This is a genomic window from Sphingobacterium bovisgrunnientis (genome assembly GCF_009829085.1).
GTDB classification, from domain to species: domain Bacteria; phylum Bacteroidota; class Bacteroidia; order Sphingobacteriales; family Sphingobacteriaceae; genus Sphingobacterium; species Sphingobacterium bovisgrunnientis.
This window is the reverse complement of the sequence record NZ_WUQY01000004.1, coordinates 1-14,583: the sequence shown is the minus strand read 5'-3', so window position 1 is coordinate 14,583 and position 14,583 is coordinate 1. Positions and strand designations below refer to the sequence as shown.

15 protein-coding genes are annotated in these 14,583 nt (G+C 36.3%); 2 read left to right on the top strand and 13 right to left on the bottom strand.

The features are described 5' to 3' along the window. Nucleotides 1–12: 12 nt before the first annotated feature. The 7 genes from GOQ16_RS03355 to GOQ16_RS03325 all read right to left on the bottom strand — a co-directional run bounded on the left by GOQ16_RS03355 (nt 13) and on the right by GOQ16_RS03325 (nt 5,928). Nucleotides 13–921, bottom strand: coding sequence for a PstS family phosphate ABC transporter substrate-binding protein (locus GOQ16_RS03355; protein ID WP_160067898.1), 909 nt, complete (start codon nt 919–921; stop codon nt 13–15). 290 nt (nt 922–1,211) lie between these two features. After that, nucleotides 1,212–2,093, bottom strand: coding sequence for an energy transducer TonB (locus tag GOQ16_RS03350; protein ID WP_160067896.1), 882 nt, complete (start codon nt 2,091–2,093; stop codon nt 1,212–1,214). A 34-nt stretch (nt 2,094–2,127) separates the two neighbouring features. Beyond that, a complete protein-coding gene (locus GOQ16_RS03345; RefSeq protein WP_149914799.1) occupies nt 2,128–2,688 on the bottom strand; it encodes an ExbD/TolR family protein in 561 nt (186 codons plus the stop codon). A 13-nt stretch (nt 2,689–2,701) separates the two neighbouring features. Then, nucleotides 2,702–3,358: an ExbD/TolR family protein gene (locus tag GOQ16_RS03340; protein ID WP_149914800.1), complete on the bottom strand. Its 657-nt coding sequence runs from the start codon at nt 3,356–3,358 to the stop codon at nt 2,702–2,704. Nucleotides 3,359–3,456: 98 nt separating this feature from the next. After that, nucleotides 3,457–4,287 (bottom strand): MotA/TolQ/ExbB proton channel family protein, encoded by an 831-nt coding sequence (locus GOQ16_RS03335; protein ID WP_149914801.1) that lies wholly within the window; start codon nt 4,285–4,287, stop codon nt 3,457–3,459. Nucleotides 4,288–4,690: 403 nt separating this feature from the next. Beyond that, nucleotides 4,691–5,038, bottom strand: coding sequence for a translation initiation factor (locus GOQ16_RS03330; protein WP_160067894.1), 348 nt, complete (start codon nt 5,036–5,038; stop codon nt 4,691–4,693). Between the two features lie 11 nt (nt 5,039–5,049). Further along, a complete protein-coding gene (locus GOQ16_RS03325) occupies nt 5,050–5,928 on the bottom strand; it encodes a diacylglycerol/lipid kinase family protein (RefSeq protein ID WP_160067892.1) in 879 nt (292 codons plus the stop codon). 269 nt (nt 5,929–6,197) lie between these two features. Between GOQ16_RS03325 and metK the strand changes: the two genes are divergently transcribed. Further along, a complete protein-coding gene (gene metK, locus GOQ16_RS03320; protein WP_160067890.1) occupies nt 6,198–7,451 on the top strand; it encodes a methionine adenosyltransferase in 1,254 nt (417 codons plus the stop codon). 39 nt (nt 7,452–7,490) lie between these two features. Here metK and GOQ16_RS03315 read toward each other — a convergent pair whose 3' ends face one another. From GOQ16_RS03315 to GOQ16_RS03290, 6 genes are read right to left on the bottom strand one after another with little or no spacing between them, the layout of a single operon-like run. After that, nucleotides 7,491–8,819 carry a DUF58 domain-containing protein gene (locus tag GOQ16_RS03315; protein WP_160067888.1) on the bottom strand — a complete coding sequence of 443 codons (1,329 nt, stop codon included), beginning with the start codon at nt 8,817–8,819 and terminating at the stop codon, nt 7,491–7,493. Beyond that, nucleotides 8,819–9,820, bottom strand: a complete 1,002-nt coding sequence (locus tag GOQ16_RS03310) for an AAA family ATPase (protein WP_160067886.1) — start codon at nt 9,818–9,820, stop codon at nt 8,819–8,821. Before GOQ16_RS03310 ends, GOQ16_RS03315 begins: the two co-directional genes overlap by 1 nt. Beyond that, nucleotides 9,817–11,022: a DUF4350 domain-containing protein gene (locus GOQ16_RS03305; protein ID WP_160067884.1), complete on the bottom strand. Its 1,206-nt coding sequence runs from the start codon at nt 11,020–11,022 to the stop codon at nt 9,817–9,819. Before GOQ16_RS03305 ends, GOQ16_RS03310 begins: the two co-directional genes overlap by 4 nt. After that, complete coding sequence (locus tag GOQ16_RS03300) at nt 11,019–11,819, bottom strand: hypothetical protein (RefSeq protein WP_160067882.1); 801 nt, start codon at nt 11,817–11,819, stop codon at nt 11,019–11,021. The genes GOQ16_RS03305 and GOQ16_RS03300 overlap by 4 nt, the downstream gene beginning before the upstream one ends. Then, nucleotides 11,812–12,729 carry an ABC transporter permease gene (locus tag GOQ16_RS03295; RefSeq protein ID WP_160067880.1) on the bottom strand — a complete coding sequence of 306 codons (918 nt, stop codon included), beginning with the start codon at nt 12,727–12,729 and terminating at the stop codon, nt 11,812–11,814. The genes GOQ16_RS03300 and GOQ16_RS03295 overlap by 8 nt, the downstream gene beginning before the upstream one ends. Further along, complete coding sequence (locus GOQ16_RS03290; RefSeq protein WP_149914810.1) at nt 12,717–13,682, bottom strand: stage II sporulation protein M; 966 nt, start codon at nt 13,680–13,682, stop codon at nt 12,717–12,719. Before GOQ16_RS03290 ends, GOQ16_RS03295 begins: the two co-directional genes overlap by 13 nt. 32 nt (nt 13,683–13,714) lie before the next feature. Here GOQ16_RS03290 and GOQ16_RS03285 point away from each other — a divergent pair, with 32 nt between their 5' ends. Continuing rightward, nucleotides 13,715–14,443 (top strand): RDD family protein, encoded by a 729-nt coding sequence (locus GOQ16_RS03285; protein WP_160067878.1) that lies wholly within the window; start codon nt 13,715–13,717, stop codon nt 14,441–14,443. Nucleotides 14,444–14,583: the final 140 nt, after the last annotated feature.

Sequence of the window (14,583 nt, the reverse complement as noted above, 5' to 3'; positions counted from 1 at the left end):
CTTAGTTATTTACTAATTAATATTATCTCTTATAATAATTTCACGTCCTGGCATCTTCGCAGGAAGCAATCCTGATTTCAAAACAATTCGCTGTCCTCTATCTCCAGTTACAAATGCCGAAAAACCCATTCCCAAACCCATATTTGGTTGATAATTCAACACCTTCACTTCTCTACGTAATGGATATTCTCCAGTTGATAATGAAGCCTGTGAAGGTTTCACATATTTAGGAGTCTCCAAAGTGTCATTTAGCACGCTCAAGATACGAATTTTATCTTTTTCCGTGAAAGATCTTTGCAAAGATAAATACTGATTAAAACTCAATAATCCGATTTTCTTATCATTAGCAGCGACAGTGTTCAAAATCTCTGTTGCATTACCTTTTACTTCTAAATAGTTATTTGCGATTTTATCCAATTTGCCCAATTCTCTAAAATAACGAACCAAACTTGAATTTGGATTATCAATTACCAACTTTTTACCTGTTGTGTTTCGGCCAGCCATTAAATCAATAATATCTTGCGTTGCAATAGTTGAATCAATGTCTGAACTACCAACCAGCACTACAGCGTCATATGCAAATGGATAAATCCTCGGGGTAATTGAGCGCTGATCAAATGATTTCTTTTCTTCCTCCGTCAATTCTCTAGATAAGATCAACATCCCACTTTCACCTTTTATTAAATCATTTACAGCTTGAACCTCAGGTTTACCTATCAAGTTGATTTTCGCGTTATAATAAGAACTTTCAAAGACCTCTTTTTGTTCTACAGCTATTGGCATCAATGATTCATCTACCAAAACTGCAATTTCACCAGATAATATATCATCCGTTTTGTTCTTCTTTTCTTTATTCTCTACACAAGAGATAAGGAAAAGAAAAGCTGAAAATACATATATAATTTTATAGAACAAATTCATTACCAATATGATTTAATACAGATTAAAAAGATTAATCCTTAACATTATTTAACGTATAAAATTATTTTGCCATAGGCGCGCAAAGCGCATGAAAGAATATACAATAAGTAATATTCCAAACATATTCTTGTATGTTTTATCGATTTCAATCGGAAAATCTTTCCAAAAGATTATCAATAAGCCTATTATGAAATAAAACAAAAACATGCATAGGCCTAAAATAGACAGAAATCGCTTTGTTGGCGATTTCTGTCTAAATTTGTTCGTATTCATTTCTGAATTTTCACTCATTACATATTTGTTAAGTCCAAACGAATTGGTAACGAATAAGCTACACGTACTGGTCGACCATTCTGAATACCTGGGCTCCATTTTTTAGCTTTCTTCAATACATTGATCGCAGCTTGACCTGTACCGTATGATAAATCACGAGCGACTTTAATATCTGTCAAAGAACCATCTTTTTCTACAACGAAAGTAACCTGTACAGTTCCTTTCACACCTGCATCGATAGCTGATTGTGGATATTGGTAGTTGTCTCCGATCCATTTACGGAAAGCATTCAATCCACCTGGCGGTTCTGGTTGAATCTCAACAGATTGGAAAATTTCTTCTCCAGTACCTGTACCACCTTCAACACCTTTAGTACTACCAGTTGCAGCTCCCGCTACATCTTTTGTACCCCATTTACCTTCAGTCGTGATACTACCACCCTTCATACCTTTCATAGCTACTGGACCGATAAGTTTTTTCTTATCTGTAGCTTCTTCTACCGTTGCTACCTCTTCTGTCACAGCCTTTTCCTTAGGAACAGGCTTAATCTCAGGAAGAGCTACAACGTCTAGAGCGGGCTTAGATTCTGCAATCTTTGGTGCTTCTTCTTGAACAACTGGCTTCTCTTCTTCCGGCGGAAGTTGTTCAGCCAAATCCTCTAGTGTAACTTCTTCTGTAAATGCCACTTCTTCTTTAGGTCCATCATCACCTGAAAATAGATCTAAATTTAAAGCTTTAGGCAAACTGAATACTGTTACCACAGCAACAACAATTGCTAATGCAGTGTTTGTTGCTTTTGGACCTAACTTACGTAGCTCATAAGCACCGTAAGCTTTGTTCCTGTTCTCGAAGACAACATCAAGCCACTCACTTTTAAATATATTTAATTTTTCAAACATATTGTTATTAGTTTATGAGAATCTATATAACAAATTAATCGTTATATAAGTTTTCTTTTTTCAATAGCTCAATTTCTTCGCTCATGATACGGTTAGATATCATGTAACGTTTTATATCTACAATCTTCATTTCATCCAACGCATCAATAATGTTGCGTGTAACTGATTTTTCGCTCGGACGGATAACAACGATAATGTCTTTACCTCCAGCTTGTTGCGGAACAAGCTTTTGCATTCTCATTAATACGCTACGAAGACCGTCTTCTGCATTATAATCAATTACTGTAGGACCCTGAAGAGGTTTTTTAACATCCCCTTGATACCATACCAACTTGTCGTCAGACCCTAATACTAGGGTTACACTACGATGCTCATCCACATCAACATCCGTATTTACATCTGTTTCTGGGTTTTTATCTGGCATCGCTACGTCCATAGCTTGTGGCTTATTCAAGGATGTAGTTAACATAAAGAATGTAATCAATAAGAAGGCCAAATCCACCATGGCTGTAAGATCGACCTTACCACCATTTTTCTTGGCTCTTACTTTTCCACCTTTACCCTTTTTACCGGAGTCTTGATTTAATTCTGCCATTTAAATATTATTATTAATCAGCTTTAAGGCCAGTAACGAAACTGAACTTATTTTGTTTCTGATTACGTAATGTCTCAATTATCAAATTCAAACTTGGAAATTTCTCATTTGCATCAGACTTAATTGCTACTGTTAACAATTCAATATCATCAGGATCTTTACCATCTTCAATTGCCTTGTCCTTTAGAATCTTAGCTGAAGCTATACGAGCCTGTTTAACCCATGAAAACAATTCATTCGAAAGGTTTTGTGTTGAGTCTACAGGGATTCCGCTTTGTCTATCTGCCGTTCTTGCTGATTGATCTGCTGCCAACAATGTCTTCATTGTTTTCATGTTTACACCAAAATCCTCAAGATTTTTGAACTTACCGTACTCTTCTGGTGAGAACTCCATCCCGTAGATGCTAGCCATTTGTTGCAATGTCTGAACACGTACATTAGGATCACTCATACTGAAGAACACTTTACCTTCATCTCCTACTGTAATAACTGCTAAATTACCATCTGGCAATTTTGCTTGTGAATATGAGGGTGCCGTATCAACCGTCAAGGTTTCAGGAGTTCTAGCAGTTGCTGTAAGAACGAAGAATGTAAGAAGCAAGAAAGACACGTCACACATCGCCGTCATGTCGATGGATGTACTGGCTCTTTTTACTTTTGCTTTACCCATTTCTTTACCTATTAATATATTAACAACTCTATTCTTTATCTAATGATGCTTTACTATTTCACTTTCCATAAAAAAAGTTGAAATATTTTTAGCACATCTTATTTGTGGTTTGCAGCGTATGTTTGTACGATTGAGAAACCAGCCTCGTCGATAGAATAAGTTAATTTGTCAATTTTAGCAGTCAAGATATTGTAGAATACAATTGCAAAAGTAGAACATGCAATACCTGTAGCTGTATTAATTAGGGCCTCAGAGATACCATTCGCTAATTTAGCTGAATCTGGCGCACCACCTGTTGCTAATGCCGAGAAGGCCTTGATCATACCTGTTACTGTACCTAATAGACCTGTTAATGTACCGATAGAAACTAATGTAGCTAATACGTTTAAGTTTTTCTCTAACATTGGCATTTCTAATGCTGTAGTTTCTTCGATTTCTTTTTGAATTGCTAACGCTGATTTTTCAGCATCTAAGCCTGGATTAGCTTCAACATCTTTGTATTTTAATAAACCAGCTTTGATTACGTTCGCTACAGAACCTTTTTGTTTGTCACACTCAGCGATAGCTGAATCAATGTTACCAGTTTTTAATAATGATTGTACTTTTCTTACGAAGTTACCTACGTTGCCTGTGCCAGATGCTTTACCGATAACGATGAAACGCTCGATTGAGAAAACAAACACCATTAAGAATAATCCAAGTAGGATAGGTACGACAACACCAGCATGGTAAACCATACCCGCGTAGTTGCCTGGTAAAGGTTGATTTGCAGGATCGCCATCAATAAAGTTTGAAGGATTACCCATCACAAATTGCCATACAAGGTATCCAATAATGAAACAAATAACGATTGCTAAACTCGCAAATAAATTACCTGAATTGCCACTTTCTTGTTTTGCTGGGCTAGTAGTTTTTGGTGCGTTTGCCATTTTTACTAATTTTTAGATTTTTACTGTTGTTTAATTATTATGTTTAATTCTATTGAAATAATGCAAAATTATTGACATCATTTTGACGCTAGTCAAAACAAATATACTATTTTGATATAAAATTCAAATTTTTTTCAAATTGTTTTTTTGTATTCTTTTTATGAGTTATGATAAGAACGGTCAGCGCGGTAATCCTATTCTTACGCAGAAAATAATCGTCAACCCATCTACAGAATATTATGCAATAAAAACCATTTTTTTTTGCATATCCAAATTAATAAATGGTTAACAACAAAAAATAAGTAACCAAACACTCACTTAGAAAAATACAAAAAATGCGTTTATCAATCGATAGCATATCTTAACAATCTTTATATAAACGATTTAAAGAAGATATTATTATCTAACCGCCTACAAGTTTTACTTGATAGTCAAGACTTTTCAAAAGCTCAAATATCTTCTGCTTGAAATCTCCTTGTATCAATATTTCTCCATCTTTGGCACTTCCACCTACGCCACACTTCTGTTTTAAGGTTTTAGCTAAATTTTGCAAATCTTCATCTTGTCCGACAAAACCATCGATAATTGTAACTACTTTACCTTTTCTAGCTTTTTTATCCAACAATACTTTTAGCTTTTGTTGCCTAGGAGGAAGCGTTTCTGTGATTTCCTCTTCCTCAGATTCATAATCAAAATTCGAGTCTGTGGAGTAAACTACCCCTTCAAATCTTTGCTTTTTCTGCTTTGCCATCTGTATCTTCCTTAACAAATAATTTTTAATGCGTTTTGCCTAACTTTGATTTCCAAGTCCCCTACCAAAGTAATAGGTTCTCCGTCGACATGAATTGGCCCATCTTCCTTCCGTTTGATGACGATGTCTTTACCTGGAATGATTTCTACGTATTCAGATTGATCCGCTGACCTATTAAATAGGTGAAAAACCATCATAGGCAAAATATAAAGGGGAAATTTGTGCACAATACAGACATCCAATAAACCATCATTAACAGAGGCATTTGGCGCAATGTATGCATTATTACCATATTGTGGAGAGTTAGCCACAGAAATCATAAATGCCTCACGTTCATACACCTGTCCATCAATAGCCAGTTCATATTTGCAAGGTTTATAATTGCTAATCACATTAATAGCTGATTTCAAATAACCTATAGGACCACGTATAGAATCATTCGCAAAGCGATCAGAAACCGATGCATCAAATCCTAGACCGGCAATATTAAAGAATGGCTTATCATTGATAACACCACAATCAACTTCTACTGTTTCGAAACGATTTAATCTTTTGATTGCGGCTGTCTCGTTCATCGGAATACCCAAATACAGGGCTAATCCATTACCTGATCCTTCAGGAATAATCCCCATAGGAATATCTGATCCCGCGAGTGCGGAACCTAACTCATTAATAGTGCCATCACCTCCAACTGCTACTACTGCGTCATATCCTTCCTCAATTGCCATTTTGCCCAATTCAAATGCATGATTTGGTTTGGTCGTTTGTTGGAAAGTTGGCTTAAACTTTTGCATATCCAACGCCTCTAAGACTTTTTTATTAAAAGCAGTCTTTTTCTTGCCTCCCGATATAGGATTAATAACGAAAAGTATCTTCTTCTGTTCTTGCATAAACTAATATCAACCGGAGTAAATATAAACCAAATTCACTAGCTATAAAAATTAATATAATCAAGCGCATTTATTGTGATAGTAATAAAAGAGTTGTAACTTTGCAACCAATATAAATGTGGACTGATTTGCATTTTACAAATCTTAAGTAAAAACGGAGATTGCAACCACGAAAAAAAAGTGCTAAAAACCATTCTAATATTACGTTTTTCCCACTTCTATCTTTTCGATAGCACCTCCACTTTTTAATGTTTTAAAAAAATTAAACTATGGCATACTTATTTACATCCGAATCTGTATCTGAAGGTCATCCTGACAAAATTGCCGATCAAATTTCTGATGCATTAATCGACAATTTCTTAGCTTGGGACGAAGATTCGCGTGTAGCAATAGAAACTTTAGTTACGACAGGACAAGTTGTATTAGCTGGTGAAGTAAAATCCAAAATTTATCTTGACGTACAAAAAATTACGCGTTCTGTTATTGAAAAAATAGGCTATACAAAGTCTGAATATATGTTTGAGGCAAATTCATGTGGTGTTTTATCTGCCATCCATGAACAATCTGCTGATATTAATCAAGGCGTAGACCGTAAAAGCAAACAAGAGCAAGGTGCTGGTGATCAAGGCATCATGTTTGGTTATGCGAGCAACGAAACCGACAACTACATGCCATTGGCATTGGACCTATCACACCGTTTATTGTATGAATTAGCTGATTTGAGACGTGAAAATAATGAAATCACATATTTGCGTCCTGACGCAAAATCTCAAGTAACGCTTGAATATAGCGATGATCACAAACCGCAACGTATCGATACAATCGTAATCTCAACACAACACGACGATTTTGATACCGAGCCGAATATGTTGGTTAAAATCACTGAAGACATCAAAAATATTTTGATTCCTCGTGTAAAAGCGCAGTTGAAACCAGAGTTGCAAGCTTTGTTCACAGACAATATCAAATTCCACATCAATCCTACAGGCAAATTTGTAATTGGTGGTCCTCACGGAGATACGGGTTTGACAGGTCGAAAAATCATCGTTGACACTTATGGTGGCAAAGGCGCGCACGGCGGTGGAGCATTCTCTGGAAAAGACCCTTCGAAAGTAGACCGTTCAGCAGCTTATGCGACACGTCATATTGCTAAAAATTTAGTAGCGGCTGGTGTTGCTGACGAAATTTTAGTTCAAATCTCTTATGCTATTGGTGTAAAAGATCCAATGGGTATTTATGTAAATACATATGGCACAAGCAAAGTAAATGCTACGGATGGAGAAATAGCGCAAAAGATCACTGAATTATTTGATATGACGCCTTACGGAATCGAAACTCGTTTGGGCTTACGTAATCCTATCTATTCAGAGACCGCAGCTTATGGTCACATGGGTAGAACGAATAAAACCGTAACGAAAACTTTTGATAATACAAATGGCGAAACTAAAACACTTGAAGTGGAATTATTCACTTGGGAGAAATTAGACTACGTCGATAAAATAAAAGAAGCATTCAATATTTAATACTAAAGGCGGAATTTAAAAATTCCGCCTTTGTTATTTTTATATCAATCCGCGAGCCTTTATTTCAAGGTACTTGTTGATCGATTTTATACTCAGATCCTCGGGTGCAGTATAAATTGTTTGAATACCATTTCGATTAAGCTCTTGAATGATTAGACTTTTTTCGTAGACAAATTTCTCTGCAATAATTTTATTGTATATTTCTACGGATGATTTAGCGTTCTCTTTCGCCATTTGAATCAACTCCGTATTTTTGAATACAACTGCTACTATAATATGGCTTTTTGCCATCATCCGGAGGTACGATAATTGTCGATTCAGCGCATCCAAAGTTTCAAAATTACTATATAGAAATATCAACGAGCGTTTGTTGACGTGTCGACGCATAAATGCATACAAATTTCCAAATTCGGACTCTTCAAAATTTGTTGTAATGCCATATAGTTTGTCCGAAATAAGCTTCATCTGCTTATTGTTCTTTTCGGGCGGAATATGATTCTCACATTTTTTTCCAAAAGTCAACATCCCCGCTCTATCTTGCTTCAAAATAGCCGCATTGGAAAGTACCAATGTAGAATTTATCGCATAATCCAATAGCGTCATGTCATTGAAAGGCATTCGCATTACGCGACCAATATCAATAACCGAATAAATTGGCTGTGATTTCTCCTCTTGATATTGATTCACCATCAGTCGTTTGTGCTTGGCTGATGCCTTCCAGTTCATATGTTTGTATTCATCACCCTTCACGTATTCACGAATGTGGTCAAACTCCATTGTACTGCCTATGCGACGGATACGCTTTACCCCCATCTCGACCAAACGATCAGTAGTCGCTAGAAGCTGATATTTACGCATTTGGATAAAAGAAGGATAGCATGGAATTTCGAGAGACTCGTCCAACACAAATTTCCGCTCGAACAAACCCAAATGACGTACTAAAACATTACATTTTCCAAAAACAAAGACTCCACGTTTCTTGGGGTGGAGCGTATATTCAAATTGATGTTCCTTCCGTGGAAGTAATTCAACTTCTGTTTCATTACTGCGCACTTGCAATTGAACAGGCAATTCTTCCAAAACACGCGCCTTAACTTTTATTGGAAAAGAACTTGATAATCCTATCACAAAAGGATTATCGTCTCCATTGGAAAGCTTATCCGGATACTTACGTGTGATTTTCACATTGTGTTTCCCTAAAAACAAAATGATTATATCCCAAACACACAATGCAATCCAAATCCAAAGCATGACTGTAGATACAATACGAAGTGGTTCTATGTAGAAAGACACGGCATAGCAAGCAGCAAGTACAAGCAGCACATAGAAAAAAGTATTCGTAATATATAACCTACGTATAAATTTCATTACCTCGGTATTTCAACACTTTCAACAATCTGTTGGACGATGTAAGCTGGCGTAAAGCCTTCCATTTCCTTTTCTGGTGTCAACTGAATGCGGTGCGATAAAATAGCATCAGCTACATATTTCACATCTTCTGGCGTTACAAAATCGCGTCCTTGCAATGTTGCACAAGCCTTGGATGCTTCTAAAATCGCTATTGACGCTCTCGGCGATGCACCTAATGACAAATATGGATTGCTGCGTGTCTGCGCAATAATTTGAGCAATGTAGCGTAAAATATCCTCATGCACGAACACCAACTTAACCAAATGCTGAAAATGTATAATCTCATCAATTGATACTACTTCTTGCACCAAATCTTCCTTATTTTTCGCCTTTTGCTCGTGATGCTCTCTTAAGATTTCCAATTCTTGGTCAGTATCTGGGTAATTGACATCAATTTTGAAAAGGAAACGATCCAATTGTGCTTCCGGCAAACGGTAAGTTCCTTCGTGCTCAATGGGATTTTGCGTAGCCAACACGATAAAAGGATTTGCCATCGGATACGTTTGTCCATCGACCGTCACTTGACATTCACTCATACACTCAAAAAGTGAAGATTGTGTCTTTGCTGGCGCGCGATTTATCTCATCGATCAGAATAACATTTCCGAAAATAGGGCCTTTACGAAATTCAAACTCATTGGATTTAAGATCTAAAATAGTCGAACCCGTGACATCCGAAGGCATTAAATCAGGTGTAAATTGAATACGCTTGAAGTTACTTCGAATAGATTTAGCAATCAGTTTTGCGGTCAAAGTTTTTGCTACTCCGGGCAAACCCTCAATCAATGAGTGACCGCCGGACAAAATAGACAACAACAACATGTTGATTACTTTATCTTGTCCAATAATGACCTTTTTAACTTCAGCGCGTACAGCTTCAAGCTTTTCTTGCAAGGTGCTTAAGTCAATTCGGTTTTCAAAATCAGGTTTATATCGATCCAAATTTTCTTGCTCTATCATATGAAATTAGCTTTTTGTTTAAAATCTTCAATTTTCTGGTTTATAATCTTTACATCTTGAATGGATGCATTGCTTTTGTGTCTATACATATCAATCAACTCCAACAGTTGCTTGGTTTCTTGAATATCTATCCCGGCTTTGGAAGATAGTTGCTTGATGAATCGCTCATCATGCAGGTTCAACGTATCCAATTGATAATTGTTCCGTATATCAAATAAAAAGTATTCGATCTTCTTTTGGATTATATTTCCGGGGGCTCCATTTTCGTAATACAAATTACCGATAGTTTGTGCAAATTCTTTGGATTTATTGGGCTCGGGCAAAAGCACAGGGACAGCTCTCTGCTCCCGTTTTGATTTGAAAAGTAGTAGCAATATTAACCCTGTTAGTAATAAATACCATGCCTGCGCAAAACCAGGATTTTTTAATATTACGCGAAGAGGTGTGCGCGGTTGCTCCCAATTGTAACCATAATCCGACAACCAAATATCTTTGCTTTTTACCACATTGATTGCCTTAGACACATAATTGTAACTCTCTTCCTGTAACATGTAGTAATTACCAAAAAACGCTGGAACCAGATGTAAGTACAACGCACCTTTTCCTCGAGATACTTTTATAAAATTCGGCAAGGCTCTACCTCGTGCATTTATATACCCCAGGATAGTGGTATTATCCGGATTAAGCTTCGTAAATGCAGGAAAATTGGTTACTTTATCGAGAAAAACTTTAGTGGTATCGGCACCTAATGTATAAAAAACTGATTTAGGTGTGGGTCTAAATTTTGCATAATCCAACAACTCAAAGTACAAACCCAAAGTATCCAAGAACTCATCCGAAAAGGACTTACCTGACATAAAGACCTCGCCCCCATTTTCGACGTAATCTAAAATCACTTCGGTATCGTAGTCATACGTACTATGAAATTCGCTAATATCCACTATCGCTGAATGCACTTCTTCGGTGGAATCTCGATTTATCATCAATTCATAAATCGATTCACCGAAGTTTGTAAATGTTCTTTCTTCAGATAAAATGTGTGGAATTTCTTCACGAAACACATAAGTTCCGAAGGGGATTTTATCCTTAAATAAATAACTTTCTCGCCAATCAATTGGCTTCTTTGAGCCAGCATCAATCAACGCAATTCCAACGAAGACAACAAACAATAAAAGTAAGCCTAACCACGTGTTTTTGCTCATGCCCACCTCCTTTGAAATTCTTGAAACTGTTGACTTATCTCTTCAAACTTGGACGCTGAAATCGTAAAATCACCAAACCATACATAATCGAACAATGCCGTACATTTTTTGAAGTCTGATCGCAAGTCCAACTGTGTGATTTCATCCATCAACTCCATATTGGTCTTCGATTGATTCCAATAGACTATATTTTTCTTAGCTAATAATTGAATGTTTAATAATTGTTGGTATCGAATTGCTAAAGCATAATTATTCGAAGCTACAGCTTCCTTAATATATTTGTTGAGATCCACCTCCAACAAATTCCGCTCTACAAAATTAATTTTCGCCTTTTCGGAATATTCATTTTCATTTCGATTCAAAATAAACTGTCTACCCGAGAAGAAAAATTTGTACAAAAGAAAGATAACAAAAGCTGCTCCAGCAATGCCCAACATATTATAAAACCAATCGCCTGGGCTCGCATTAATATCTGGAAATAGATCGCTGAAAAATTTGTTGATCCAATTCTTTATCGTTGCCCACATACTCAACTTATCCGAAATGCTTTCAATATATTCAAATTCGCTGCTCTGGTATTTAGCAAACATTTTCTCAAAGTCCTGATTGGCAGGGAAAATTAATGAATCTGCGACTGTGATGTCTTTGTAATAATCTTTCCGCCAGTATTCGTATTTGGGATCAGGTTTTTCGACTTCTTCAGCAATTGATTCCAAAACTTCTGTGGAATCTTGGACTGCGAATGCAGAAATAGCATTGCCTAAGAGAATAAAAAGTATAAACCAAAATTTACCCATTTTTATCTCCTCCTAATTTTTCAATGCGGTCAAAAATATCCTCTCCAAACCTTAATTCTTTTGCGGTCTCATAAATAATTCCATAACTAATTACCGATAGCATATAATACACGATAAACAATAATACGACTACCAAACCACCAAATGTGGCAATAGTACGCCCCCATTCCGAATCAAAGAACTCCGTAGAAAATCCTATTGCATTGTAGCTTATCGCAAAAATGATAACCAAAGGAATAATCGTGATGATGCTCAACAGAGCTTGAAATATAAACGAAACTATATATGAAGCTAGACCGTATTCGAAAATTTTCTTTTTCAATAATGAAAAAGCCGAACCAAAACAGTCCATTAAATCATAATAACCTTCGCGATACAACATAAATGCTGTAAAAAACCAAAGCCCAACCATTGAAAAAATAATTCCCGATGCGAATGATCCAACAATTGGAATAAATGCAGACAATAACACACCTAAAATCACTGGAACTGCGATCAATACCCCCACGACCAACATGGCAAAGAAAAATCTCAAGTAAGAAGCAATATTGCTGCGAAATTGAGTCCACAATTCCTTGGAATCAAAATCTAACTTCCTTTTATTGCGTAATAATATAAAGTACTCAATCGTAAAACCAAATGCAAACAAGGAAATTAGCATAATGAGCAATACAAGGCTCAACACACTAGCACCAACGTTAAAATAATCCACATTTGTAAAACTTGCACTAATACGCATCTGCGTAGTCAAATAATAGCCGATTAATATGACCATACAAATAGGTATGATCAATAATCGAAATAAAACAGCAAAAAGGTGTGTATTGATTACTTTCAATAAGTTGATAAAATCCTGTACAAATTCCCCCAACTTACGCTCCCGCTTAAATTCGAAGTCTATTTGTCCCATGCGTATTTTACAGCCATTTGTTTAGGTTTTATAATATAGACATATGCTATTGCAATTGCGGATAATACTATAACAAGTAAGCACAACCAAATCGAAACTTGATAATAGCGCGTAACATAACCTTCTAAAGTTCCTGCTACGATAAAGAATGGAATCGTGCTAATCAATACTTTGGAAGCATGTTTTACTGCACGTTTGAAGGATTCTAATCGGGTGTAAGATTTAGGGAAAAGTATGCTATTACCCATTGCCAATCCACAGCCTCCAGCAATGACAATTACGGATAGCTCAATGGTGCCGTGAATCCAAATTGCTGTCATCGCTTCGCCCAAAACATCATATTTGTAAAACAAATAATGGAAAGTACCGACCATAATACCGTTGAGCATTAGAATATAGCCTGTACCCAAGCTGAAGAAAATTCCGTATATAAATGCAAAAAATGCAACCTTCACATTATTTATAGTTATTGCTAATGCCCCACCCCAATTTGACCCCTGCTGATATACGCCCGCTGGATTTCCATCTTTAATATTCGCCAACGTCATATCGACATAATGCGAACCCATAATAAACTTCAAAAAGCTCTCTTCATACACTGCCGAAATAAACCCAATTACATTTGCCAACAGAAATATCAATAAAGAATAGATAAGTGGCTTTCTGATCTTCCAAATAGATTCAAAAATTTCATACGTGAAAAAATGTGCTAGCTTATTGCTGGAAGATTTCTGATCTTTATAAATAAGCTGATGTGCACGAATCGAAAGCTCATTGAGGTAATCTTTGGTTTTGCTTTGCGGATAAAAAGTCTGTGCGTACGCTAGGTCGTTGGTCAGTTCAATATAGTTAGATGCCAAAATATCGGGATCAACATGCACAATATTGAGTAAATTATTTTCAATTGACAACCATTTTTCTTTATTTCGTTCTATAAAGGACGCCTCTCGCATAATTTAAGTTAAATTGACTTTATCTCAAATATATGAATAAGCTGTTAATAAATACGCCACAAAACGTAAACTTTGAATACAAATTAGCACCTGTTGGTTCTCGTATTCTAGCCTTTGCTATTGATTACGGTATTATGATGCTTTACGCGTTTATGGTTTATGTGTTTTTCAGCACATTCGATTTCCTCGAAGGATTAGACAATTGGTCTTTGTGGGGAATATATTCATTGGTTTTTCTACCGCTATTTTTTTACCCTTTGGCGTGCGAAACCACATTAAATGGCCAAACGTTGGGTAAGAAAATTATGAAACTCAAGGTGGTGAAGATAGATGGTACACGCGCCACATTCTACCAATATTTTATTCGTTGGGTTTCCAATGCTGTGGATATATTTTTAAGCATGGGTGGAGTTGGATTAACGAGTATTATTCTTTCTCAGAAAGGCCAACGGTTGGGAGATATTGCTGCAGATACGACAGTTATAAGTTTGAAAGAAACTTTAAATCTTAAAGAAACGGTATTCGAAGAACTCACTGTAGAACACAAAATCGTTTATCCCGAAGTGTATAAAATTTCAGATCAGGAGATCAACGAAATAAAAGACATTTATAATACAGGCTATCGCCGAAAAAATTACGAAATCATAATCGCTTTAGCGGAAAAGGTGGAAACAATGATTGAAAAGAAATCTACTGATAAACCAGAAGCTTTCGTAGCTCAGGTTATTCAAGACCACTATTATTCGTTCAAAGATAACTAAAGTGAACTACCCATTTGCTAAAGACAAATGGGCTTCGGGCTTCACAGACTTGTGCTTTGTTGCCAAAGTCTTATTTGAGTCTCCGCCCGTGTAATCGCCAGTTCCTGACGATATTATTTTTAATCCTTCTTTCAGAATGT